Origin of the sequence: Leclercia sp. LTM14 (assembly GCF_023736175.1) — a bacterium.
Taxonomy (GTDB): Bacteria; Pseudomonadota; Gammaproteobacteria; order Enterobacterales; family Enterobacteriaceae; genus Enterobacter; species Enterobacter barmai.
The window spans coordinates 54,844-77,028 of the sequence record NZ_JAIKTT010000009.1 but is presented as its reverse complement, the minus strand read 5'-3'; the positions used below and the strand labels follow the sequence as shown (position 1 = coordinate 77,028).

The window sequence follows — 22,185 nt, the reverse complement described above, 5'->3', positions numbered from 1 at the left end:
GGCTATTTCAACAAATGCTGGTTTTTTGAATGCATAACGACAAAGATCTCTCCACGTGGCAGACCTTCCGCCGACTCTGGCCGGTGATTGCACCCTTCAGAACGGGCCTTATCGTGGCGGGCGTAGCGTTAATCCTCAACGCAGCCAGCGATACCTTCATGTTATCGCTCCTCAAACCGTTACTGGACGACGGTTTTGGTAAAACGGATCGCTCAGTGTTGCTATGGATGCCGCTGGTGGTTATCGGCCTGATGATTTTACGCGGCATCACCAGCTATATCTCCAGCTACTGCCTCTCCTGGGTATCGGGCAAAGTGGTGATGACCATGCGCCGCCGCCTGTTCAGCCACATGATGGGCATGCCGGTAGCGTTCTTTGACAAGCAGTCGACCGGTACCCTGCTGTCCCGCATCACCTACGATTCCGAGCAGGTGGCTTCCTCCTCCTCCAGCGCGCTGATCACCGTGGTGCGTGAAGGGGCCTCGATCATTGGCCTGTTCGCCCTGATGTTCTGGTACAGCTGGCAGCTGTCGCTGATCCTTATCGTGCTGGCGCCGATTGTGTCGATTGCCATCCGCGTCGTCTCGAAGCGTTTTCGCAGCATCAGTAAGAACATGCAAAACACGATGGGGCAGGTGACCACCAGCGCAGAGCAGATGCTGAAAGGCCATAAAGAGGTACTGATCTTTGGCGGCCAGGACGTTGAAACCAAGCGCTTCGATAAGGTCAGCAATAAAATGCGTCTGCAGGGGATGAAGATGGTTTCTGCCTCTTCCATTTCCGATCCGATCATTCAGCTGATTGCCTCCCTGGCGCTGGCATTCGTGCTGTATGCCGCCAGCTTCCCGAGCGTAATGGAAACTCTGACCGCCGGTACCATCACCGTGGTCTTCTCGTCGATGATTGCCCTGATGCGCCCGCTGAAATCGTTAACCAACGTTAACGCCCAGTTCCAGCGCGGGATGGCAGCCTGTCAGACGCTGTTCGCTATCCTCGATTCCGAACAGGAAAAAGACGAAGGCAAACGCGTGATCGAACGCTCAACCGGGGATGTGGAATTCCGCAACGTGACCTTTACCTATCCGGGTCGCGATACGCCTGCGCTGCGCAACATCAATCTGAAGATCCCGGCAGGTAAGACCGTGGCGCTGGTGGGCCGCTCTGGCTCGGGTAAATCAACCATCGCCAGCCTGATCACCCGCTTCTACGATATTGATGAAGGTGAGATCCTGATTGATGGCCACGACCTGCGCGAATATACCCTGCAGTCGCTGCGTAATCAGGTCGCGCTGGTCTCCCAGAATGTGCATCTGTTCAACGACACCGTAGCCAATAACATCGCTTACGCCCGTACTGAAGAGTACAGCCGCGAGCAGATCGAAGCGGCGGCGCGGATGGCCTATGCCATGGACTTTATCAATAAGATGGATAACGGTCTGGATACCATTATCGGCGAAAACGGCGTGCTGCTCTCCGGCGGTCAGCGCCAGCGTATCGCCATTGCGCGTGCGCTGCTGCGTGACAGCCCAATACTGATCCTCGATGAAGCTACCTCGGCGCTGGATACCGAGTCCGAACGTGCCATCCAGTCTGCGCTGGATGAGTTGCAGAAGAACCGTACCTCGCTGGTGATCGCTCACCGCCTGTCGACCATCGAAAAAGCCGATGAAATCGTGGTGGTGGAAGATGGCTACATCGTCGAGCGGGGCAGTCATGCCGACCTGCTGGCCCATCAGGGCGTATATGCTCAGCTTCATAAGATGCAGTTTGGCGCATGATTGCTCGCATCTGGTCCGGTGAGTCTCTACTCTGGCTGCTGCTGTTGCCGCTCTCCTGGCTGTATGGCCTGGTCAGCGGCCTCATCCGCCTGAGTTATAAAGTGGGGCTCAAACGGGCCTGGCGTGCGCCGGTGCCGGTGGTGGTGGTGGGGAACCTCACCGCTGGTGGCAACGGTAAAACGCCGGTGGTGATTTGGCTGGTGGAAGAGCTTACTAAGCGCGGAATTCACGTGGGCGTTGTCTCCCGGGGATACGGCGGCAAGGCGGAGCGCTATCCGCTGCTGCTGACCGCGCAAACCACCACGGCGCAAGCGGGCGATGAGCCGGTGCTGATCTTTCAGCGCACCGGCGCGCCCGTCGCGGTTTCGCCGGTGCGCAGCGAAGCGGTGCAGGCTCTGCTGGCTCATGAAAATATCCAGATCGTCATTACCGACGATGGCCTGCAGCACTACGCCCTGGCCCGGGATAAAGAGATTGTGGTGATCGATGGCGTGCGCCGCTTTGGTAACGGCTGGTGGCTACCTGCCGGGCCAATGCGCGAGCGCGCGTCGCGTTTACAAACGGTGGATGCGGTTATCGTTAACGGCGGCACGGCGCAGGCGGGCGAGATCCCCATGCAGCTGCGCCCGGGGCTTGCCGTGAACCTGCAGACCGGTGAGCGGCGCGATGTAGCTGAGCTTAACAATCTGGTTGCGATGGCCGGTATCGGGCATCCCCCGCGCTTTTTCTCCACCCTTGAAGCCTGCGGCGCGACGCTTCAGAGTACGGTGCCGCTGGCCGACCACCAGGCGCTGAGCCTGGAGCAGGTTGCGGCCTTTACCGCGCCCGGCCAGACGCTGATCATGACTGAAAAAGACGCGGTGAAATGCCGCGCCTTTGCCCGGGATAACTGGTGGTATTTACCGGTTGATGCACAACTGCAGGGCGAAAAGCCTGAGCGACTGCTTCAGGAACTGATTGCCCTCGCAGGGCAGACAAATGAGGTTTCGCCCGCGCACTAACTGACAGGAAAAAGCATGGCTTTACCGCAACTCACGCTTTCAGCCGCACGTCATCTCCATCTTGCCGCCCAGGGGCTTTTGAAAAAGCCCCGTCGCCGCGCCCGGCCCGCCGATATTCTTACTACCATCCAGCGCATGTCGCTCCTGCAGATCGACACCATCAATATCGTCGCCCGCAGCCCTTATCTGGTGCTGTTCAGCCGCCTCGGCCCTTATTCACCCGACTGGCTGGATAACGCCCTGCGTCAGGGAGAGCTGATGGAGTACTGGGCGCATGAGGCGTGCTTCCTGCCGCGCAGCGACTTTGCGCTGGTGCGTCACAGAATGCTCGCCCCCGATAAAATGGGCTGGAAATACCGTCAGGCCTGGATGCAGGAAAATGCGGATGAAATTGAACAACTGATCGCGCATATTCAGGAGAAGGGCCCGGTTCGTTCCGCCGATTTTGAACATCCCCGCAAAGGGACGAGCGGATGGTGGGAGTGGAAACCGCACAAGCGCCATCTTGAAGGGTTGTTTACCGCCGGAAAGGTGATGGTGGTCGAAAGGCGCAACTTCCAGCGCGTTTACGATCTCACCCACAGGGTGATGCCACAGTGGGATGACCGCCGGGATATGCTGACCCAGGCGGCGGCAGAAGCCGTGATGCTGGAAAACAGCGCCCGTAGCTTAGGTCTTTTCCGCGCTCAGTGGTTAGCCGACTATTACCGCCTGCGCCAGCCGGTGCTGGCGCCGCTGCTTGAGCGCTGGCAGGCGCAGCAGCAGGTCGTTCGCGTCGAGGTTGAGACCCTGGGCGAGATGTGGCTGCATAGCGATCTGCTGCCGCTGCTTTCCCTTGCCCTGGAGGGGAAACTCACCGCGACCCACAGCGCTGTCCTGTCGCCGTTTGATCCGGTGGTCTGGGATCGCAAGCGCGCGGAGCAGCTGTTTAATTTCAGCTATCGGCTGGAGTGCTACACCCCGGCTCCGAAACGTCAGTATGGTTATTTCGTCCTGCCGCTGCTGCATAAAGGGCAGCTGGTGGGACGGATGGATGCCAAAATGCACCGCAAAGCCAGCGAGCTTGAGGTCATCGCGCTTTATCTGGAAGAGGGCGTTAGGATCGGCGCTGGGCTGGAAAAAGGGCTCATCACGGCAATCAGTGATTTTGCGGGCTGGCAGGGGGCAACACGCATCGTGACAGGCCATCTGCCCGACGGCCTTTTCCAGGCCTGTCGAAGTGGCTGGGAAATAGACGCGGTCTGAAAAAGGAATATGGTAAGCTTTACCGATTATTGATACGGAGGAACTATGGATCACCGTTTACTGGAAATTATTGCCTGCCCGGTGTGCAACGGCAAACTTTACTACAGCCAGGATAAGCAGGAGTTAATCTGCAAACTGGATAGCCTGGCCTTTCCCCTGCGCGACGGCATTCCCGTCCTGCTGGAAACCGAAGCCCGTTCGCTGGCGGCTGAAGAGAGCAAACCATGAGTTTTGTTGTCATTATTCCGGCTCGCTTTGCCTCCACGCGTCTGCCGGGTAAACCGCTGGTCGATATCAACGGCAAGCCGATGATCGTGCATGTGCTTGAACGTGCGCGTGAGTCCGGCGCGGAGCGGATCATTGTCGCCACCGATCATGAAGACGTGGCGCGTGCGGTGGAAGCCGCGGGCGGCGAAGTGTGCATGACCCGCGCCGATCACCAGTCCGGTACCGAGCGTCTGGCTGAAGTGGTTGAAAAATGCGGCTTCAGCGACGACACGGTGATTGTTAACGTGCAGGGCGATGAGCCGATGATCCCGGCGGTCATTATTCGTCAGGTAGCTGAAAACCTGGCCCAGCGTCAGGTGGGTATGGCGACGCTGGCCGTGCCGGTTCACAGTGCGGAAGAAGCTTTCAACCCGAACGCCGTGAAGGTGGTGCTGGACGCCGAAGGCTATGCGCTCTATTTCTCCCGCGCCACCATTCCCTGGGATCGCGATCGTTTTGCTGAATCCCGGGATAACATTGGCGACACTATCCTGCGTCATCTGGGCATTTATGGCTATCGTGCCGGCTTTATCCGCCGATACGTCACCTGGCAGCCGAGCCCGCTGGAAAACATCGAAATGCTCGAGCAGCTGCGTGTGCTGTGGTACGGCGAGAAGATCCACGTCGCCGTCGCGCACGAAGTGCCGGGTACAGGCGTTGATACGCCGGAAGATCTGGCCCGCGTTCGCGCTGAGCTGCGTTAATCCCCGCTATCCCCTCTTCTGAGGGGATTTTTTTGCCTCGTTATTCTGAATTTCTGCTACAGAATCGTCTCATAAGAGTGACATCCGCCCGTCAGGCGCTCATTATAAAAGCAGTAGTCTTAATGGGGGTAATCTCAAAATGGAACAGCTGCGAGCCGAACTCAGCCATCTGCTGGGTGAAAAACTGAGCCGTGTGGAATGCGTGCATGAAAAGGCGGATACCACGCTGTGGTCGTTGTACGACAGTCAGGGAAACCCCATGCCGCTTCTGGCGCGAAGCTTCTCTACGCCGGACGTTGCCCGCCAGCTGGCATGGAAAATCTCCATGCTGGCCCGCAGCGGCACGGTCAGAATGCCAACGGTGTATGGCGTGATGACCCATGAGGAACATCCCGGTCCTGACGTCCTGCTGATTGAACGCCTGCGCGGCGTTCCGGTAGAAGCCCCCGCGCGCACGCCGCAACGCTGGGAGCAGCTTAAGGATCAGATTGTCGAAGCGCTGCTGGCCTGGCACAGGATGGACAGCGGCGGGCTGGTCGGCGCGGTGGACAGCACCCAGGAAAACCTCTGGCCGCTCTGGTATCGCCAGCGGGTCGAGGTGCTGTGGGGAACGCTGAATCAGTACCACAACACCGGCCTGACCATGCAGGATAAACGGATCCTCTTTCGCACCCGGGAGTGCCTGCCCGCCCTGTTTGAGGGCTTCAACGACAACAGCGTGCTGATCCACGGTAATTTTACCCTGCGCAGCATGCTCAAGGATCCGCGCAGCGATCAGCTGCTGGCGATGGTCGGCCCCGGGGTGATGCTGTGGGCCCCCCGGGAGTATGAGCTGTTTCGCCTGAGCGAGAGCGGACAGGCGGAGGATTTACTCTGGCACTATCTGCAGCGCGCGCCGGTATCAGAGGCGTTCGTCTGGCGGCGCTGGCTGTATATGCTGTGGGACGAAGTGGCGCAGCTGGTAAACACCGGGCGCTTTAGCCGCGCCAGCTTCGACCTGGCCTCGAAATCACTGCTCCCCTGGCTCGCCTGACGCGCCTTTCAGCCACTGCCAGACGCGCCCGAGGGTCTCATAGCCCACGCGATCGCTGTGCATCAGCCATACCGGGGACGGAATAATCCGTTCCCACGGGTTGAGCGGGGCGCTGATGGCCAGCTGGTTCGCGGGCGCGGGCAGCGGATGCAGTCCCTGACGCTCAAAGAAGATCATCGCCCGCGGCAGATGGGAGGCCGACGTCACCAGCAGGAACGGGGCATCGCCAATCGCCTGCTTAACCGCCGCGGCCTCCTCCTCGGTATCTTTCGGGCTGTCGAGGGTGATAATCGCCTCGCGCGGCACGCCCAGCGACTGCGCCACGCGCGCCCCCGCTTCGGCGGTACTCACCGGATTGCTCTGCGCCGCTGCCCCGGTAAAGATCATCTTCGACCCCGGATTAGCCAGCCACAGCCGCATCCCCTCGTTGAGGCGCGGCAGGCTGTTGTTGATCAGATTCGAACTCGGGGCCCAGTCAGGATCCCAGGTATAGCCCCCGCCGAGCACCACGATGTACTCAACTTTTTGATCTCCCTGCCATGTAGGGTATTTGTCTTCCACCGGACGTAACAGCCCGTCAGCCACCGGCTGCAGGCTCAGCAGCGTCAGCACCAGCCAGCCTGCCGTAATCAAAATTTTGCCGGTTTTCTGGTAGCGGCTGACCCACAGCAACCCCAGGCCCAGCGCGATGCACAGCAGAAGAAGAGGGAGGGGAAGCATCATGCCGCCAATATATTTTTTTAGGGTAAAAAGCATCCTTTCTGGCTCCTTTTTTGACCATATAGCCGATGATTGTCAGCGATATTACACCAGAGAGGTTCATTCTCCGCCCGGCTGTGACAAAATAGCGGTTTTGCAGTTAGCGGGTGGAGCTCTCCCAATGCGGGATCGCAATTTTGATGACATCGCGGAAAAGTTTGCCCGCAATATTTACGGCACGACCAAAGGCCGGCTGCGGCAGACGATCCTCTGGCAGGATCTGGACATCCTGCTGGCCAGTTTTGGCGAGAAGAAACTGCGTGTCCTCGACGCTGGCGGCGGTGAAGGCCAGACGGCGATAAAGATGGCTGAACGTGGACATCACGTCATCCTTTGCGATCTCTCAGCGGAGATGATCGCCCGCGCCGAAAGCGCCGCGGCGGAAAAAGGTGTGAGCGATAACATGCAATTTATACATTGCGCCGCTCAGGACATCGCACAACATTTGGAAACCCCGGTTGATCTGATATTGTCTCATGCGGTGCTGGAATGGGTCGCCGACCCCCAGGCGCTGCTGAAGACGCTGTGGTCGATACTGCGCCCCGGCGGCGCGCTGTCGTTGATGTTCTACAACGCCAACGGCCTGTTGATGCGTAACGTGCTGGTGGGTAATTTCGGTTATGTGCAGCAGGGCATGTACAAAAAGAAACGCCGCACGCTGTCACCGGACTTTCCGCGCGACCCGCAGCAGGTTTATAGCTGGCTGGAAACCGCCGGCTGGCAGATTACCGGGAAAACCGGCATAAGGGTGTTTCATGATTATCTTCGCGATAAACAGAAGCAGCATGACTGTTTCGACGCCCTGACAGAATTAGAGACGCGGTACTGTCGCCAGGAGCCTTACATTAGCCTTGGCCGTTATATACATGTCACCGCGCACAAGCCGCAGAGCAAGGATAACTTATGAGTGAATTTTCCCAGACAGTCCCCGAACTGGTTGCCTGGGCCCGAAAAAACGATTTCTCTCTCTCGCTGCCGGTAGACAGACTCTCTTTTCTGCTGGCGGTCGCCACGCTGAACAGCGAACGGCTGGATGGAGAAATGAGCGAGGGCGAACTGGTGGACGCGTTCCGCCACGTCAGTGATGCGTTTGAGCAAACCAGCGAAACCATTAATGTGCGTGCCAATAACGCGATTAACGATATGGTGCGTCAACGTCTGCTGAACCGCTTTACCAGCGAACTGGCGGAAGGGAATGCCATCTATCGCCTGACGCCACTGGGCATCGGCATTACCGACTACTACATTCGACAGCGCGAATTCTCGACCCTGCGCCTCTCAATGCAGCTCTCCATCGTGGCGGGCGAACTGAAGCGTGCGGCCGATGCCGCCGACGAAGACGGCGACGAGTTCCACTGGCACCGCAACGTCTACGCGCCGCTGAAATATTCCGTGGCCGAGATTTTCGACAGCATCGATCTGACCCAGCGCATCATGGACGAGCAGCAGCAGCTGGTGAAGGACGATATCGCCCAGCTGCTGAACAAAGACTGGCGCGCGGCGATATCCAGCTGTGAAATGCTGCTGTCAGAAACCTCCGGCACCCTGCGTGAACTGCAGGATACCCTGGAGGCGGCGGGCGACAAGCTGCAGGCCAACCTGCTGCGCATCCAGGATGCCACCCTGGCCCATGACAACCTGCATTTTGTTGATCGTCTGGTCTTCGACCTGCAAAGCAAGCTGGACCGCATTATTAGCTGGGGCCAGCAGGCGATTGACCTGTGGATCGGCTACGACCGTCACGTGCATAAATTTATCCGTACCGCTATCGATATGGATAAAAACCGCGTGTTCGCCCAGCGTCTGCGCCAGTCGGTACAGACCTATTTTGATGCGCCGTGGGCATTGACCTACGCCAGCGCCGACCGTCTGCTCGATATGCGTGACGAAGAGATGAGCCTGCGCGACGAAGAGGTTACCGGCGAGCTGCCAGCCGATCTGGAATATGAAGAATTCAACGAAATTCGGGAACAACTTGCGGCAATGATCGAGGAGCAGCTGGCGATCTTTAAAGCCAAAAACACGCCGCTGGATCTCGGTCTGGTGGTGCGTGACTACCTCGCACAATACCCGCGCGCCCGCCATTTCGATATTGCCCGCATCGTGGTCGATCAGGCGGTACGCCTGGGCGTCGCGCAAGCAGATTTCACCGGCCTGCCGCCAAAGTGGCAGCCGATTAACGATTACGGAGCCAAGGTACAGGCGCATGTCATTGACAAATATTGAACACGTGATGCCAGTTAAACTGGCCCAGGCGCTGGCAAATCCGATCTTTCCGGCGCTGGACAGCCAGCTGCGTGCCGGTCGTCACATTGGTCTCGACGAGCTGGATAATCACGCTTTTTTGATGGATTTTCAGGAATACCTGGAAGAGTTTTACGCCCGCTATAACGTGGAGCTGATCCGCGCCCCGGAAGGGTTCTTCTATCTGCGCCCGCGCTCCACCACGCTGATTCCGCGCTCGGTGCTCTCCGAGCTGGACATGATGGTCGGGAAGATCCTCTGCTACCTCTATCTCAGCCCGGAGCGCCTGGCTAACGAAGGCATCTTCACCCAGCAGGAGCTCTATGACGAGCTGTTGACCCTGGCTGACGAAGGCAAGCTGCTGAAGCTGGTGAACAACCGCTCCACCGGCTCTGACGTAGACCGTCAGAAATTACAGGAAAAAGTGCGCTCCTCCCTGAACCGTCTGCGCCGTCTGGGGATGGTGTGGTTTATGGGCCATGACAGCAGCAAATTCCGCATCACCGAATCGGTATTCCGCTTCGGTGCTGACGTACGTGCAGGCGATGACGCCCGCGAAGCGCAGCTGCGCATGATCCGTGATGGCGAAGCGATGCCGGTGGAAAACCATCTGCAGCTCAATGACGAGCATGAAGACACTCAGCCGGATAGCGGGGAGGAAGAGTAATGATTGAACGCGGTAAGTTTCGCTCACTGACGCTGGTTAACTGGAACGGTTTCTTTGCCCGCACCTTTGATCTCGATGAGCTGGTGACCACGCTCTCGGGCGGTAACGGGGCAGGGAAATCCACCACCATGGCGGCATTCGTCACGGCGCTGATCCCTGACTTAACCCTGCTGCACTTCCGTAACACCACCGAGGCCGGTGCCACCAGCGGTTCGCGCGATAAGGGCCTGCACGGTAAGCTGAAAGCGGGTGTCTGTTATTCCGTGCTGGACGTGATCAACTCCCGTCATCAGCGCGTGGTGGTTGGCGTCCGTTTACAGCAGGTCGCCGGTCGCGACCGTAAAGTGGACATCAAACCCTTTGCCATTCAGGGGCTGCCGACCTCCGTCCAGCCAACCGCGCTGCTGACGGAAACCCTGAACGAACGCCAGGCGCGCGTGCTCACGCTCCAGGAGCTGAAAGACAAGCTGGAAGCCATAGAGGGCGTACAGTTCAAGCAGTTCAACTCCATTACCGATTACCACTCGCTGATGTTCGATCTGGGCATCGTCGCGCGCCGTCTGCGCTCCGCATCAGACCGCAGCAAATACTATCGCCTGATTGAGGCCTCGCTCTACGGCGGGATCTCCAGCGCCATTACCCGCTCCCTGCGTGACTACCTGTTACCGGAAAACAGCGGCGTGCGTAAGGCCTTCCAGGATATGGAAGCGGCGCTGCGTGAGAACCGCATGACGCTGGAAGCGATCCGCGTGACCCAGTCGGACCGCGATCTGTTCAAGCACCTGATCAGCGAAGCCACCAACTACGTGGCCGCCGACTATATGCGCCACGCCAACGAGCGCCGTATTCATCTCGATCAGGCCCTGGAGTATCGCCGCGAGCTGCTTACTTCACGCCAGCAGCTGGCGTCCGAGCAGTACAAACACGTTGAAATGGCCCGCGAGCTCTCCGAGCATAACGGGGCGGAAGGGGATCTGGAGGCCGATTACCAGGCCGCCAGCGATCACCTGAACCTGGTCCAGACCGCGCTGCGTCAGCAGGAAAAAATCGAGCGCTATGAAGCGGATCTCGATGAGCTGCAAATTCGTCTCGAAGAGCAGAACGAAGTGGTGGCGGAAGCCGCCGACAAGCAGGAAGAGAACGAAGTCCGGGCCGAAGCCGCCGAGCTGGAAGTGGATGAGCTGAAAAGCCAGCTCGCTGACTATCAGCAGGCGCTGGACGTGCAGCAAACCCGCGCCATTCAGTACAACCAGGCGCTGCAGGCGCTGGAGCGCGCGAAAGCGCTCTGTCATCTGCCGGATCTGACGCCTGAGAGCGCGGATCAGTGGCTGGAAACTTTCCAGGCCAAAGAGCAGGAAGCAACCGAAAAACTGCTGAACCTCGATCAGAAAATGAGCGTGGCGCAAACCGCGCACAGCCAGTTTGAACAGGCTTACCAGCTGGTGGCGGCGATTAACGGTCCGCTGGCGCGCGCTGAGGCGTGGGAAGTGGCCCGCGAGCTGCTGCGTGATGGCGTGAACCAGCGTCACCAGGCTGAGCAGGTTCAGCCGCTGCGTATGCGTCTGAACGAGCTGGAACAACGCCTGCGTGAACAGCAGGAGGCGGAACGCCTGCTGGCCGAGTTCTGTAAGCGTCACGGCAAACGGGTCGATATTGACGATCTGGAAGGCTTACATCAGGAGCTGGAAGCCCGCATCGCGTCGCTGTCCGACAGCGTCTCCAGCGCCAGCGAACAGCGCATGGCGCTGCGTCAGGAGCTGGAGCAGCTGCAGTCGCGTATTCAGACGCTGATGCAGCGCGCCCCAGTCTGGCTGGCGGCCCAGAGCAGCCTCAGCCAGCTGAGCGAGCAGTGCGGCGAAGAGTTCGAATCCAGCCAGGACGTGACGGAATATCTGCAGCAGTTGCTGGAGCGCGAGCGCGAAGCCATTGTTGAACGTGATGAAGTGGGCGCGCGCAAGCGGGCGGTCGACGACGAGATCGAACGTTTAAGCCAGCCGGGCGGGGCGGAAGACGCCCGTCTGAACACCCTGGCAGAACGCTTTGGCGGCGTGCTGCTGTCAGAAATTTATGACGACGTCAGCCTGGAAGATGCGCCGTATTACTCCGCGCTCTACGGCCCGTCCCGCCACGCTATCGTGGTGCCGGATCTGTCGCTGATCGCCGACCAGCTTGAAGGGCTGGAAGATTGTCCGGAAGATCTCTATCTGATCGAAGGGGATCCGCAGTCGTTCGATGACAGTGTGTTTGGCGTCGATGAGCTGGAAAAAGCGGTGGTGGTGAAAATCGCCGATCGCCAGTGGCGTTACTCGCGCTTCCCGTCGCTGCCGCTGTTTGGCCGCGCCGCGCGTGAAAGCCGCATTGAGAGCCTGCACACCGAGCGTGAAGCGCTGTCTGAACGCTTTGCCACGCTCTCGTTTGACGTCCAGAAAACCCAGCGTCTGCACCAGGCGTTCAGCCGCTTTATCGGCAGCCATCTTGCCGTGGCCTTTGAAGCCGATCCGGAAGCCGAAATCCGCAAGTTCACCACGCGCCGTAGCGAGCTTGAACGCGCGATTTCAGCCCACGAAAACGACAACCAGCAGAGCCGCGTCCAGTTCGAGCAGGCCAAAGAGGGCGTCGCTGCCCTGAACCGCATTCTGCCGCGCCTCAATCTGCTGGCGGACGACACCCTCGCCGATCGCGTGGATGAGATCCAGGAGCGTCTCGACGAAGCCCAGGAAGCCGCGCGCTTTGTGCAGCAGTACGGCAACCAGCTGGCGAAGCTCGAGCCGATGCTCTCCGTTCTGCAGAGTGACCCGGAACAGTTCGAACAGCTGAAAGAAGATTACGCCTGGTCACAGCAGGTTCAGCGCGAAGCCCGTCAGCAGGCCTTTGCCCTGACCGAAGTTTCCCAGCGCCGGGCGCACTTCAGCTACTCCGATTCGGCTGAGATGCTCAACGGCAACAGCGATCTGAACGAGAAGCTGCGCCAGCGTCTGGAGCAGGCGGAAACGGAACGTACCCGCGCCCGTGAGGCGATGCGTAGCCATGCTGCCCAGCTGAGCCAGTACAACCAGGTACTGGCGTCGCTGAAAAGCTCCTATGACACCAAGAAAGAGCTGCTGACCGACCTGCATAAAGAGCTGCAGGATATCGGCGTGCGTGCCGACAGCGGGGCAGAGGAGCGGGCGCGCATTCGTCGTGACGAACTGCATGCCCAGCTCAGCAATAACCGTGCGCGTCGCAATCAGCTTGAAAAAGCGCTCACCTTCTGCGAAGCGGAGATGGACAACCTGACCCGTCGTCTGCGCAAGCTGGAGCGTGACTATCACGAGAAGCGCGAGCAGGTAGTGACCGCCAAAGCGGGCTGGTGTGCCGTGATGCGGATGGTGAAAGACAACGGGGTTGAACGTCGTCTGCACCGTCGCGAGCTGGCCTATCTCTCCGGCGATGAGCTGCGTTCCATGTCGGATAAGGCGCTGGGCGCGCTGCGTCTGGCGGTGGCGGATAACGAACACCTGCGCGATGTGCTGCGCATGTCCGAAGATCCGAAGCGTCCTGAACGTAAAATTCAGTTCTTCGTGGCGGTGTACCAGCATCTGCGCGAGCGTATTCGCCAGGATATTATCCGCACCGATGACCCGGTTGAAGCCATCGAACAGATGGAGATCGAGCTGGGCCGTCTGACGGAAGAGCTCACCTCCCGCGAGCAGAAGCTGGCCATCAGCTCCCGCAGCGTGGCCAACATCATCCGTAAAACGATCCAGCGCGAACAGAACCGTATCCGCCAGCTCAACCAGGGCCTGCAGAGCGTGTCGTTCGGCCAGGTTAACAGCGTGCGACTGAACGTTAACGTGCGTGAAGCCCACGCCACGCTGCTGGACGTGCTGGCCGAGCAGCACGAGCAGCATCAGGATCTGTTCAACAGCAACCGCCTGACCTTCTCCGAAGCGCTGGCGAAGCTGTATCAGCGTCTGAATCCGCAGATCGACATGGGCCAGCGCACGCCGCAAACCATCGGTGAGGAGCTGCTGGACTACCGCAACTATCTCGAGATGGAAGTGGAAGTTAACCGTGGCTCCGACGGCTGGCTGCGCGCAGAATCCGGTGCCCTGTCCACCGGTGAAGCGATCGGTACCGGGATGTCGATTCTCGTGATGGTGGTCCAGAGCTGGGAAGATGAATCCCGCCGTCTGCGCGGCAAGGATATTTCGCCGTGCCGCCTGCTGTTCCTCGATGAGGCGGCGCGTCTGGATGCCCGCTCTATCGCCACGCTGTTTGAGCTGTGCGATCGTCTGGATATGCAGCTGATTATCGCGGCGCCGGAAAACATTAGCCCGGAGAAAGGGACCACCTACAAACTGGTGCGTAAGGTCTACCAGAACAGCGAGCACGTGCACGTTGTTGGTCTGCGCGGTTTTGCCCCGCAGCCCCCGGAATCCCTTCCCGGCACGGCTGATGCCATTTGAGGATTCTGAAAGTTAACCATGGCGGCCCCGGGCGCCTTTTTTATCCCTTGAGCTTGTACTGGCGGCTGCGTTAACTTTAAACTTCTTTACATAAGGTAAGGCTGGTACCGTTCTGCCTTCCTATAATGAAGTGAAGCCCCGGTGATGAGGGCGTGACGTACAGCAAACAGGGGGCAAGGGATGTTGCTGAATAAAATGTATGGTCGTCGGCTGTCGGCGCTGAGTTTGTGCCTGACGGTTTTAGTTGCTCCACTGTTTAATACCCGGGCCGACGAGCCCGAACTGGTTCCTGTCGACAGCTCCGCCACTATGGGCGCACAGCCTACGTCGCTGTCGCAGCCGCTGGAACAATCGCCAGCTACCGCCATGATGGCTGGTATCCAGCCGCTGCCAGCGGATGTTAACGCAGAACAGCGCCGCCAGGAGCTGATCGCGGCCCTGCCTGCCGGTTACACTCCGGCTTATCTCAATCAACTGACGCTGCTATATGCTGCACGCGACATGAAGCCCATGTGGGACGATCGTGAAGCCGTGCGTGCGTTCCAGCAGCAGCTTGCCGAAGTCGCTATCGCCGGTTTTCAGCCGCAGTTTACCGCCTGGGTTGAGCTGCTGACCCAGCCTGCCGTCACCGGGATGGCGCGTGACGTAGTGCTCTCCGATGCGATGATGGGCTACCTGCAGTTTGTGGCAGGGATCCCGGTCAACGGCAACCGCTGGCTCTACAGCAATAAACCTTACAAGCTGGCGACGCCGCCGCTGTCGGTGATCAACCAGTGGCAGCTGGCGCTGGATAACGGCACGGTGCCGCATTTCATTGCCGGGCTTGCCCCGTCGCACCCGCAGTATACGATTATGCACCAGTCGCTGCTGCAGCTGGTGGCTGACACGCAGCCCTGGCCACAGCTACAGAGCACGGCCAAACTGAGCCCCGGGCAGTGGAGCAGCGACGTGCCGGCGTTGCGTGAAATCCTCAAACGCTCCGGCGTGATCGACGGCGGGCCAAAAATTGCCCTGCCGGGTGACGATCCCCAGAGCGTGGTCGTCAGTCCGTCGGCCCCGGCGGTCGAGAAGAAAAAGAAAGTTACCTCCAGCAAGCCAGCCGCCTACGACCGGAGTCTGGTAGAGGCGGTAAAAGCCTTCCAGACCAGCCAGGGGCTGGGGGCTGATGGCGTTATTGGTCAGGGAACGCGCGATGCGCTGAATATGACGCCTGCCCAGCGTGCCGGGGTGCTGGCGCTGAATATCCAGCGTCTGCGTCTGCTGCCGGGAACCTTGTCTACCGGCATCATGGTAAATATTCCGGCCTTTTCGCTGGTCTATTATCAGAACGGCAGCGAGGTGCTGGCCTCACGGGTGATTGTCGGTCGTCCGGATCGCAAAACGCCAATGATGAGCAGCGCCCTGAATAACGTGGTGGTTAACCCGCCGTGGAACGTGCCGCCTACGCTGGCGCGCAAAGATATCCTGCCGAAGGTGTGGAACGATCCGGGTTATCTTGAACGCCACAACTATACGGTACTGCGCGGCTGGAACAGTAAAGAGGCGATTGATCCGTGGCGCGTAGACTGGGCGACCATCACGCCTGCGAATCTGCCTTTCCGCTTCCAGCAGGCACCCGGGGCGCACAACTCCCTGGGCCGGTATAAGTTCAATATGCCCAGCTCGGATGCGATCTATCTGCACGATACCCCTAACCACAACCTGTTCCAGAAGGATGTTCGCGCGCTGAGTTCCGGCTGCGTGCGCGTCAATAAGGCGTCAGAGCTGGCAAATATGTTGTTACAGGATGCGGGCTGGAACGACACACGTATCTCCGACGCGCTGAAGCAGGGCGACACGCGATATGTGAATATCCGCCAGAATATTCCGGTTAATCTGTACTATCTGACCGCCTTCGTCGGCAAGGATGGCCGGACCCAGTATCGTACAGATATTTACAATTATGATGAGACTGCCCGGTCTAACACACAAATCCTGACCAAAGCAGAACAATTAATCAGGTAAATGAAGAAGTTCGGACAATTCTGGTAGCCTGAGTGGAAAAATAAACGGGGCATTGCGGCTGCAAGCCCCGTATTTCCTGGGTTGTGGTGCCTTGACGATGACAGGTTTGCCCGGTAATGTGCCCTTCGTGCGCTGTAAAGCATCTATACGATAACATTGACCTGTAGACCTGATTACCATGGACAAATTCGACGCAAATCGCCGTAAGTTATTGGCGTTAGGTGGCCTTGCGCTGGGCGCGGCCATCTTACCCACGCCATCATTTGCCACGCTCTCTACCCCTCGACCACGCATTTTGACGCTAAATAACCTGCATACAGGTGAGTCAATAAAAGCCGAGTTTTTTGATGGTCGGGGCTATATTCAGGACGAATTAGCCAAGCTGAATCATTTCTTCCGTGATTTCCGCGCTAATAAAGTCAAAGCCATCGATCCAGGATTATTCGATCAGCTTTACCGCCTGCAGGGTTTGCTGGGCACCCGCAAACCCGTACAGCTCATTTCCGGTTATCGCTCTCTTGATACCAATAATGAATTACGCGCCCACAGCCGCGGTGTAGCGAAAAAAAGCTATCACACCAAAGGGCAGGCGATGGATTTTCATATTGAAGGCGTTTCGTTAGCCAATGTTCGCAAAGCTGCGTTATCTATGCGCGCAGGTGGTGTAGGATATTACCCACGTAGCAACTTTGTGCATATTGATACCGGGCCATTGCGGCACTGGTAATAACAAATCAGGAGCAGTATGAACTATCGTATTATTCCGGTCACCGCGTTTTCCCAGAACTGTTCGCTTATCTGGTGTGAACAAACCAAACTGGCAGCCCTGGTCGATCCCGGTGGCGATGCAGAGAAGATCAAACAGGAAGTCGCTGCCGCTGGCGTGACTTTAATGCAGATCCTGCTGACCCACGGCCATCTCGATCACGTAGGCGCAGCGGCTGAACTGGCGCAGCACTATGGCGTGCCGGTGATTGGCCCGGAAAAAGAAGATGAGTTCTGGCTGCAGGGATTACCGGCCCAAAGCCGCATGTTTGGTCTTGATGAATGTCTGCCGCTGACCCCGGATCGCTGGCTGAATGAAGGCGAGAGCGTAAACGTAGGTAATGTGACGCTACAGGTCTTGCATTGCCCGGGCCATACGCCTGGCCACATCGTCTTCTTTGATGACCAGTCGCGTCTGCTGATTTCCGGCGACGTGATCTTCAAAGGCGGTGTAGGGCGCAGTGATTTCCCGCGTGGGGATCATGGTCAGCTGATTCGCTCAATTAAAGAGAAATTATTACCGCTGGGCGATGATGTCACCTTTATCTCCGGCCACGGCCCAATGTCGACGCTGGGCTACGAACGGCTGCACAACCCGTTCCTGCAGGATGAAATGCCGGTCTGGTAAAGAAGAATTGAAAAAGCCTGCTTTGAGCAGGTTTTTTTTTGCCCGGCGGCGCTAACGCTTGCACGGGCCAGGGTGATCTTTTGTAGGTCGGGTAAGCGATAGCGCCACCCGACACAGTTTTTACAGCACCGCGACAATCGCTTCGCACAGTGGCGCCATGTTATCTGGCGTCATACCCGCCACGTTCACACGACCTGATGCCACCGCGTACACGCCAAACTCTTCGCGCAGACGCAGAACCTGCTCTTTGGTCAGGCCGCTGAATGAGAACATGCCGTTCTGCTTGATGATAAAGCTGAAGTCGCGATCCGCGCCTTTTTCCGCCAGGGTGTTCACGAACAGCTGACGCATGCGCTGGATGCGCTGGCGCATATCGTTCAGTTCCTGTTCCCAGATGGCGCGCAGGGCGTCATTGCTGAGGATGGTCGCAACCACAGACGCACCGTGAGCCGGTGGGTTAGAGTAGTTAGCGCGAATAACGGATTTCATCTGGCTGAACGCACGGTCAACGGTCTGCTCATCGGAAGCGACCAGCGTACACGCACCTACGCGCTCGTTGTACAGACCGAAGTTCTTGGAGTAGGAGCTGGCAACAATCAGCTCTTTATGCACTGCTGCAAAGGCGCGCAGACCTTCAGCATCTTCTTCCAGACCACGGGCAAAGCCCTGGTAAGCGAAGTCGAACAGCGGCAGCCAGCCTTTTTCAACGGAGAGCTTCGCCAGCTGCTCCCACTGCTCAAGCGTAGGATCGATGCCGGTTGGGTTATGGCAGCAGCCGTGGAACAGAACCACATCGCCCGCCTGGGCTTCGCTCAGGCTGGACAGCAGGCCGTCGAAATCCAGGGAGTGGTTCGCCGCATCGTAATAAGCATATTCACGCACTTCCAGACCCGCAGAGTTAAAGACGCTCTTGTGGTTCGGCCAGCTCGGGTTGCTCACCCACACGGTTTTAACGCCGGTGTTTTTAGCGAGGAAATCCGCCGCCACACGCAGTGCGCCAGTACCGCCAGGGGTCTGCGCCGTGCGGGCACGTTTATCGCTGACAATCGCGCTGCCTTTGCCGAACAGCAGTTCCTGCGTGCAACGGCCAAATTCCGGAATACCATCGATGCCGAGGTAGTTTTTGGTATTTTCATTTTCCAGCAGATACTGCTCAGCCTTTTTAACGCTGGTCAGTACCGGGGTCTTGCCGGTCTCATCTTTATAGACACCAATACCCAGGTTAATTTTTCCAGGGCGGTCATCGGCACGAAACAGATCGGCCAGGCCCAGAATAGGGTCGGCAGGGGCGGCGGTAATGTTCTCAAACATGACGAAGTTCCATTGTGGTTACGGAAGTGAAATCCGCTATCAGGTTAACGATAGTTCTACAAAATGCCAACCGTTTGCTACAAAAAGCGTGCGGCTTTTCAAAAGTCGCCATTTTTAGCTTTCAGGCATAAAAAAACAGGGCCGAAGCCCTGTTTTTTAGACATATAACAAAGTGGTGTACTGATTAGAACTGGTAAACGATACCTACACCCGCCTGGTCGTCGGTAGACAGGCCAGTTGCTTCAGCGTAGTTGTTGTCATCCAGCAGGTTGAAGCGGTACGCAGCGTACACGTTCATGTTCTTGTTGAAGTAGTACCAGGTACCCACTTCTACGTATTTAACCAGGTCAGCATCGCCGCCGCTGAAACCGTTACGAGCGGTCAGATCTTTACCTTTGGACTGTACGTAGCCCACGGATGGACGCAGACCGAAGTCGAACTGGTACTGAACCACAGCTTCGAAGTTCTGAGTTTTGTTAGCGAATTCGCCGTCATTTTCACGGGTCATGTTCTGAGATTCGCCGTACATTACCGCTGCGTACAGGTTGTTTGCATCATACTTCAGGGAGGTTGCCCAGCCTTCAGCACGTTCGCCTTTACCGTCTGCACTCTGCGCAGTAGAGCGGTCTGAGTTAGAGTAGGCTGCGGTTACGTTGAAACCTTCAGCGAAGTCATAGCCCAGAGAGTAGCTGCCGCCGTCGCCGTTCTGACGGCTGGTGGTGTGGCCAGATTCGTTTTTACCCTGGTACTGCAGACCCAGCGCCAGGCCATCAACCAGACCGAAGAAGTCAGAGTTACGGTAGGTAGCCAGACCGGTGCTACGTCCAGTCATGAAGTTGTCGGTTGCAGCCAGGGAGTCGCCGCCCCAGATAACGAACATATCGGTTGAAGCCAGCGCATCATAGAACACGCCGTAGTTACGACCATAATCGAATGAACCAATCTCACCGGCTTTCAGGCCTGCGAATGCCAGACGGGTTTTAGTACCCTGAGCGCCTTCCTGAGCGGAAGCGTCCATGTTGTATTCCCACTGACCGTAACCGGCCAGTTGGTCATTAATCTGAGTTTCACCTTTGAAGCCGATACGCGCATAGGTGGTGTCACCGTTATCGGAATCACCGTTGGTGGTCCACTGGTGTTCGCCTACTGCTTTACCATAGAAGTCCAGCTTGTTACCGTTTTTGTTATAGATTTCTGCTGCGTTAGCTGCACCGGCTACCAGCAGGGCAGGGATAACCACTGCCAGGATATTGCGCTTCATCATTATTTATTACCCTCATTGGTTTTTTTATGACACTCGCCACTGCCGTCAATAAATTCTGTCAATAAATATTTCCGGAACTATTGATGAGAGTTTGGTGTCTTTATGTATCTGACAGGCATCTTTCCATTCAAATAAACGTTTCGCTACTCTGAAAGTGCTACAAACATCAAGAATCGGTTACAATAAGAAAATATGTGTAACTAAATGTGAATTTTAAGGAACTTTGTGAGGGACCTCAAAGTTCAGAGTTGAATGGCTAAAATTAAAGCTTCACTAATTCTATCTATATGAATTTCTTATCTTAATTTTAGATAATGACTTTTTTTATGATCCGAAGCATTAGCGCACTATTTTTCTTATCTTTGGAAATAGACATCTGGATAGCCGGGATTTTGCACAAAAAGTGTGCTAATGCTTGAGATAAGTATTAGGCGCAATAAGAATAGGGTTTATTTTGTGTTCAAAGATGTTTCATGGAAATATAGCGTAACACTGGAGAGGATCTGGCGGGGTTGCACTTTAAAGACGCTGACTTTTAACTGACATAAGTTGACAGTGCAGAATAAAATAATGGCCAGCATTAGCTGGCCATTGTGTAGTGAGGGATTAGAACGTTGCGTTGCGCGGGGTGCGCGGGAATGGAATCACATCACGCACGTTCTGAACACCGGTAACATAGGCAATCAGACGCTCAAAGCCGAGCCCGAAACCGGAGTGTGGCACGGTGCCGTAGCGACGCAAGTCGCGATACCACCAGTAGTCCTCTTTGTTGAGGCCCATTTCAGCCATACGTGCATCCAGTACGTCCAGACGCTCTTCACGCTGAGAACCACCGATGATTTCACCGATGCCCGGGGCGAGTACGTCCATCGCGGCAACGGTTTTGCCGTCTTCGTTAAGGCGCATGTAGAACGCCTTAATGTCTTTCGGATAGTTTTTCACGACAACCGGTGCCTTGAAGTGCTTCTCGGCCAGGTAGCGTTCGTGCTCGGAGGAGAGATCAACGCCCCAGTAAACCGGGTTCTCGAACTGCTGACCGCAGTTTTCGAGGATGGTCACCGCATCGGTGTAATCCACCTGAGCAAAATCAGCAGAGACGAAACGTTCCAGACGGGCGATAGCATCGCTGTCGACGCGCTCGGCGAAGAATTTCATGTCATCGGCGCGTTCAGTCAGTACGGCGTTAAAGACGTACTTCAGCATCGCTTCTGCCAGACCAGCAACGTCATCGAGGTCAGCGAAAGCCACTTCCGGCTCCAGCATCCAGAATTCCGCCAGGTGGCGGCTGGTGTTGGAGTTCTCGGCGCGGAAGGTCGGACCGAAGGTGTAGATTTTGGACAGCGCGCAGGCGTAGGTTTCGCCGTTCAGCTGGCCAGATACGGTCAGGAAGGACTCTTTACCAAAGAAATCTTTGTCGTAGTCCACTTTGCCTTCCGGCGTGCGCGGCAGGTTTTCCATGTCCAGCGTCGAAACGCGGAACATCTCGCCTGCGCCTTCGGTATCGGAGGCGGTGATCAGCGGCGTGGAAACCCAGAAGTAACCCTGCTCGTCAAAGAAACGGTGCAGCGCCTGCGCCAGGGTGTGACGTACACGGGCGACGGCCCCAATCATGTTGGTACGCGGACGCAGGTGAGCCACTTCACGCAGATACTCGATGCTGTGGCGTTTTGCCGCCATCGGGTAGGTGTCCGGATCTTCAACCCAGCCGGTCACTTCAATTGAGGTGGCCTGCAGTTCATAGCTCTGACCCTGGCCCTGAGAGGCCACGATTTTACCGGTGACGACAACGGAGCAACCCGTGGTCAGACGCAGCACTTCCTGATTGTAATTGGGCAGAGAATTATTAATAACGGCCTGTACAGGATCAAAGCAGGAACCGTCATAGACGGCGAGGAATGAAAAGCCAGCTTTTGAATCTCGGCGGGTACGCACCCATCCGCGCACGGTGACTTCGCTGTCAACGGCTACGCGGCCCTGGAGTACGTCGGCTACAGGCACAACGCTCATAATAGTCTCTCTATGTTGTCCAAAAATAAAATCTGTATCCCCTTCAATGGGGGGATATCT

Annotated in this window: 17 protein-coding genes; 13 read left to right on the top strand and 4 right to left on the bottom strand. The window is 57.2% G+C overall.

Features of this window, described 5'->3' with window-relative positions:
- Positions 1 to 29: 29 nt before the first annotated feature.
- The 6 genes from msbA to K5I40_RS17305 all read left to right on the top strand — a co-directional run bounded on the left by msbA (position 30) and on the right by K5I40_RS17305 (position 6,028).
- Complete coding sequence (gene msbA, locus K5I40_RS17330) at positions 30 to 1,778, top strand: lipid A ABC transporter ATP-binding protein/permease MsbA (protein ID WP_039029482.1); 1,749 nt, start codon at positions 30 to 32, stop codon at positions 1,776 to 1,778.
- Positions 1,775 to 2,779 (top strand): tetraacyldisaccharide 4'-kinase, encoded by a 1,005-nt coding sequence (gene lpxK / locus K5I40_RS17325; RefSeq protein WP_223075081.1) that lies wholly within the window; start codon positions 1,775 to 1,777, stop codon positions 2,777 to 2,779. Before msbA ends, lpxK begins: the two co-directional genes overlap by 4 nt.
- 15 nt (positions 2,780 to 2,794) lie before the next feature.
- The gene (locus tag K5I40_RS17320) at positions 2,795 to 4,024 is read left to right on the top strand and encodes a winged helix-turn-helix domain-containing protein (protein WP_223075082.1); all 1,230 of its coding nucleotides are present in this window, start codon (positions 2,795 to 2,797) and stop codon (positions 4,022 to 4,024) included.
- 45 nt (positions 4,025 to 4,069) lie between these two features.
- Positions 4,070 to 4,252 carry a protein YcaR gene (ycaR, locus tag K5I40_RS17315; RefSeq protein ID WP_039029479.1) on the top strand — a complete coding sequence of 61 codons (183 nt, stop codon included), beginning with the start codon at positions 4,070 to 4,072 and terminating at the stop codon, positions 4,250 to 4,252.
- Positions 4,249 to 4,995 carry a 3-deoxy-manno-octulosonate cytidylyltransferase gene (gene kdsB / locus K5I40_RS17310; RefSeq protein ID WP_039029478.1) on the top strand — a complete coding sequence of 249 codons (747 nt, stop codon included), beginning with the start codon at positions 4,249 to 4,251 and terminating at the stop codon, positions 4,993 to 4,995. The genes ycaR and kdsB overlap by 4 nt, the downstream gene beginning before the upstream one ends.
- Positions 4,996 to 5,134: 139 nt before the next feature.
- The gene (locus K5I40_RS17305; RefSeq protein ID WP_039029477.1) at positions 5,135 to 6,028 is read left to right on the top strand and encodes a YcbJ family phosphotransferase; all 894 of its coding nucleotides are present in this window, start codon (positions 5,135 to 5,137) and stop codon (positions 6,026 to 6,028) included.
- Here the strand turns inward: K5I40_RS17305 and elyC are convergent.
- On the bottom strand, positions 6,005 to 6,784 hold the full coding sequence (gene elyC, locus K5I40_RS17300) for an envelope biogenesis factor ElyC (RefSeq protein ID WP_039029476.1): 780 nt from the start codon (positions 6,782 to 6,784) through the stop codon (positions 6,005 to 6,007). The two genes, K5I40_RS17305 and elyC, sit on opposite strands and share 24 nt — an antisense overlap.
- A 124-nt stretch (positions 6,785 to 6,908) precedes the next feature.
- On the opposite strand from elyC, the gene cmoM reads away from it, so the two are divergent.
- The 7 genes from cmoM (at position 6,909) to K5I40_RS17265 (ending at position 17,543) form a co-directional block, all read left to right on the top strand.
- The gene (cmoM, locus tag K5I40_RS17295; RefSeq protein ID WP_039029475.1) at positions 6,909 to 7,694 is read left to right on the top strand and encodes a tRNA uridine 5-oxyacetic acid(34) methyltransferase CmoM; all 786 of its coding nucleotides are present in this window, start codon (positions 6,909 to 6,911) and stop codon (positions 7,692 to 7,694) included.
- Positions 7,691 to 9,013, top strand: coding sequence for a chromosome partition protein MukF (mukF, locus tag K5I40_RS17290; RefSeq protein ID WP_039029474.1), 1,323 nt, complete (start codon positions 7,691 to 7,693; stop codon positions 9,011 to 9,013). Before cmoM ends, mukF begins: the two co-directional genes overlap by 4 nt.
- Positions 8,994 to 9,698, top strand: a complete 705-nt coding sequence (gene mukE, locus K5I40_RS17285) for a chromosome partition protein MukE (RefSeq protein ID WP_039029473.1) — start codon at positions 8,994 to 8,996, stop codon at positions 9,696 to 9,698. The genes mukF and mukE overlap by 20 nt, the downstream gene beginning before the upstream one ends.
- Complete coding sequence (gene mukB / locus K5I40_RS17280) at positions 9,698 to 14,146, top strand: chromosome partition protein MukB (RefSeq protein ID WP_223075083.1); 4,449 nt, start codon at positions 9,698 to 9,700, stop codon at positions 14,144 to 14,146. The genes mukE and mukB overlap by 1 nt, the downstream gene beginning before the upstream one ends.
- 180 nt (positions 14,147 to 14,326) lie before the next feature.
- Positions 14,327 to 16,150 carry a L,D-transpeptidase gene (gene ldtD, locus K5I40_RS17275; RefSeq protein WP_223075084.1) on the top strand — a complete coding sequence of 608 codons (1,824 nt, stop codon included), beginning with the start codon at positions 14,327 to 14,329 and terminating at the stop codon, positions 16,148 to 16,150.
- Between the two features lie 178 nt (positions 16,151 to 16,328).
- On the top strand, positions 16,329 to 16,877 hold the full coding sequence (locus K5I40_RS17270; protein ID WP_039029470.1) for a YcbK family protein: 549 nt from the start codon (positions 16,329 to 16,331) through the stop codon (positions 16,875 to 16,877).
- Positions 16,878 to 16,895: 18 nt separating this feature from the next.
- Positions 16,896 to 17,543 carry an MBL fold metallo-hydrolase gene (locus K5I40_RS17265; protein ID WP_039029469.1) on the top strand — a complete coding sequence of 216 codons (648 nt, stop codon included), beginning with the start codon at positions 16,896 to 16,898 and terminating at the stop codon, positions 17,541 to 17,543.
- A gap of 120 nt (positions 17,544 to 17,663) precedes the next feature.
- Here K5I40_RS17265 and K5I40_RS17260 read toward each other — a convergent pair whose 3' ends face one another.
- The 3 genes from K5I40_RS17260 to asnS form a co-directional block, all read right to left on the bottom strand.
- Positions 17,664 to 18,854, bottom strand: a complete 1,191-nt coding sequence (locus tag K5I40_RS17260) for an amino acid aminotransferase (protein WP_039029468.1) — start codon at positions 18,852 to 18,854, stop codon at positions 17,664 to 17,666.
- 184 nt (positions 18,855 to 19,038) lie between these two features.
- Positions 19,039 to 20,118, bottom strand: a complete 1,080-nt coding sequence (locus tag K5I40_RS17255) for a porin (protein WP_286011607.1) — start codon at positions 20,116 to 20,118, stop codon at positions 19,039 to 19,041.
- A gap of 606 nt (positions 20,119 to 20,724) precedes the next feature.
- Positions 20,725 to 22,125, bottom strand: a complete 1,401-nt coding sequence (gene asnS, locus K5I40_RS17250) for an asparagine--tRNA ligase (protein ID WP_039029466.1) — start codon at positions 22,123 to 22,125, stop codon at positions 20,725 to 20,727.
- Positions 22,126 to 22,185 lie beyond the last annotated feature (60 nt).